The following is a 2,501-nucleotide window of genomic DNA, read 5'->3' as shown; positions in this document are numbered from 1 at the left end:
TCCTTCACAGCTTCCATCCCGAGCAGCTGCGCTTCGATCTCGCCCAGCTCGATCCGGTACCCCCGGATCTTCACCTGGTGGTCGATCCGGCCCAGGTACTCCAACTTCCCATCGGGTAACCATCTCGCCAGGTCCCCCGTTTTGTACATCCGTGCGCCCGCCTGAAACGGATCCCTTGCAAATTTATCCGCCGTCAGCTCCGGTTGGTTCAAGTACCCCCGAGCCAGACCGTCTCCTGCAATGCACAGCTCGCCTGCAACGCCGACCGGTTGCAGCCGTTGCTGCGCATCCACGATATAGATCCGGGTATTGTCCAGCGGCTGCCCGATCACGACCACCTCGGCATCGGTGAGGTCCGCCATCGTCGACCACACGGTCGTTTCCGTTGGGCCGTACACATTGTACAGACGCGCGCCGCTCTGCTCCTGCAGGAAGCGCAGCAGCCGCTCCGGATAAGCTTCGCCCCCGATCAGAATCGAAGCTAGCCGCTTCAGCCAGCCCTTGTCCGGCACTTGCTGCAACAGTTGCATGCGCGACGGCGTCATCTGCACCACATCGACCTGCTGATTCACGATCAGCGCCGCCAGCGCCGCCGGATTTTCCTGCTCCGCTTGCATGGCGAGTACGACGCGCGCGCCGTAACAGAGCGGAACCACGCTCTCCAGCACAAAGATATCAAAGGAGAACGTCGTGATGGCCAGCACCGCGCTCTCGCTGCTCAGCTCCAGCCGCTCTGCCATACTGTGCATGAAGTTGACCACGGATTGCTGTTCCACCATGACGCCTTTCGGACGGCCGGTCGAGCCCGATGTGTAGATTACGTACGCCAAATTTGTCGCTTGGCTACTCGGCTCTAAATTCCCAGCGTCCCCCTCATCCTGCGCCTGACGATCCAGCCGTACGGTAACTCCCTCAAAGACGACCTTACCTGCCAGTTCTTGCGTGGTCAGCAGCCAGCGTGCCTGGCTATCCGCCAGCATGTAGGTAAGTCGCTCCGCCGGGTAGGAAGGATCCAGCGGTACGTACGCCCCGCCAGCCTTCAGGATCGCCATTATGCCCACGATCATCTCCAGCGAACGCTCCGCCATGATACCGACCAGACGGTCCGGCTGTACGCCCTTCTCCCGCAGTACCCGCGCAAGCTGATTCGCCCGGGCATTCAGCTCCCGGTAGGTCAATTGCTGCTCGCCGAATACGACCGCAATATTGTCCGGCGTTCGTTCCGCCTGCGCTTCGAACAGCCCGTGGATTGTCTTGTCCTGCGGGTAGTCTGCCGTCGTTGCATTGAAGTCGAACAGGATTTGCTGCCGTTCCGCTTCGCTCAGTAGTCCCATGTCTTTCATCGCGGCTTGCGGTTCGCTTACGACGACCTCCAACACTTGCCGGAAATGGGCAGCCATCCGCTGGATCGTTTCCGCCTTGAACAAGGCCGTGCTGTATTCCATGCTGATGTCGATTTCGCTTTCCCGCTCTGCTGCTTGCAGCGTCAGGTCGAATTTCGCAGCGCGATGGTCCTGCTCGTACGGCACAATGCGCAGTCCCGGCAGCTCCAGCACCCCATGCTCCGTATTTTGCAAGATGAACATCGTGTCAAACAACGGATTCCGGCTCAGATCGCGCGTCAGCTCCAGCTGCCCCACCAGCTCCTCGAACGGGTACTCCTGATGCTCGAAGGCGAGCAGCGTGCATGCCTTCACTTCCTCCAGGAAGGACGCGAACGTCTTCTCGCCCGTCGGATAGCTCCGCAGCGCCAGGGTATTCACGAACACCCCCATCAACTTCTCCACGTCCGCATGCGCTCTGCCTGCGATCGGCGAACCCACGATCATCTCTTCCTGCCCGGTATATTTCGACAACAGCACCTTGTACGCCGCCAGCAGCACCATATACAGCGTCGTGCCCGTTTCCTCGGCCAACCGCTTCAAGCCGGTGACCAGCGCTGCGTCCAACGTGAACCCGATCCGCTCACCTTCGAAGCTCCGCACGGTCGGCCGCGGATAATCCGTCGGCAGCTGCAGCGTCGGCACTTCGCCCGCCAATGTCTCCAGCCAATAGGATTCATGCTCCTTCATGGCCTCACTGAATTGACGCTCCTGCTGCCAGGCCGCGTAATCCTTGTACTGGATGCGCAGCGCCGGCAGCTCTTCGCCGGCGTACAGCTTCGTGAACTCGTCCACCATCACGCCCAGCGACACACCGTCGGCGATAATATGGTGCATGTCAATCAACAGCAGATGCCGCTCAGGTGCCAATTGCACCAGCTCCACCCGCAGCAGCGGTGCAGCGTTCAGATCAAACGGTCGAATAAAGGCTTCCACCTCTTGCGCCGCTTCCGCTTCCGTCGCCTCTTTCTCACTCACCGAGAAGGGCAGCGCCGGATGAACGATCTGCACGACTTCGCCATCTGCCATTGTAAAGGACGTGCGCAGCGATTCATGCCGCGCGATCAGGCTGTTCAGCGCCTGCTCCACGCGCCCCCGGTCCACCCGACCCTCCAGCTG

1 protein-coding gene is annotated in these 2,501 nt (G+C 60.7%); it reads right to left on the bottom strand.

The genetic code is table 11. From position 1 onward, the window contains the following. Positions 1–2,501 (bottom strand): non-ribosomal peptide synthetase (locus GT019_RS31450; protein WP_161747394.1); only part of this gene is annotated, 2,501 nt, incomplete at both ends.

It is taken from the genome of Paenibacillus glycinis, assembly GCF_009909185.1.
Classification (GTDB): domain Bacteria; phylum Bacillota; class Bacilli; order Paenibacillales; family Paenibacillaceae; genus Paenibacillus_Z; species Paenibacillus_Z glycinis.
The sequence above is the reverse complement of the archived record's forward strand: the minus strand, read 5'-3'. Positions and strand labels throughout refer to the sequence as shown.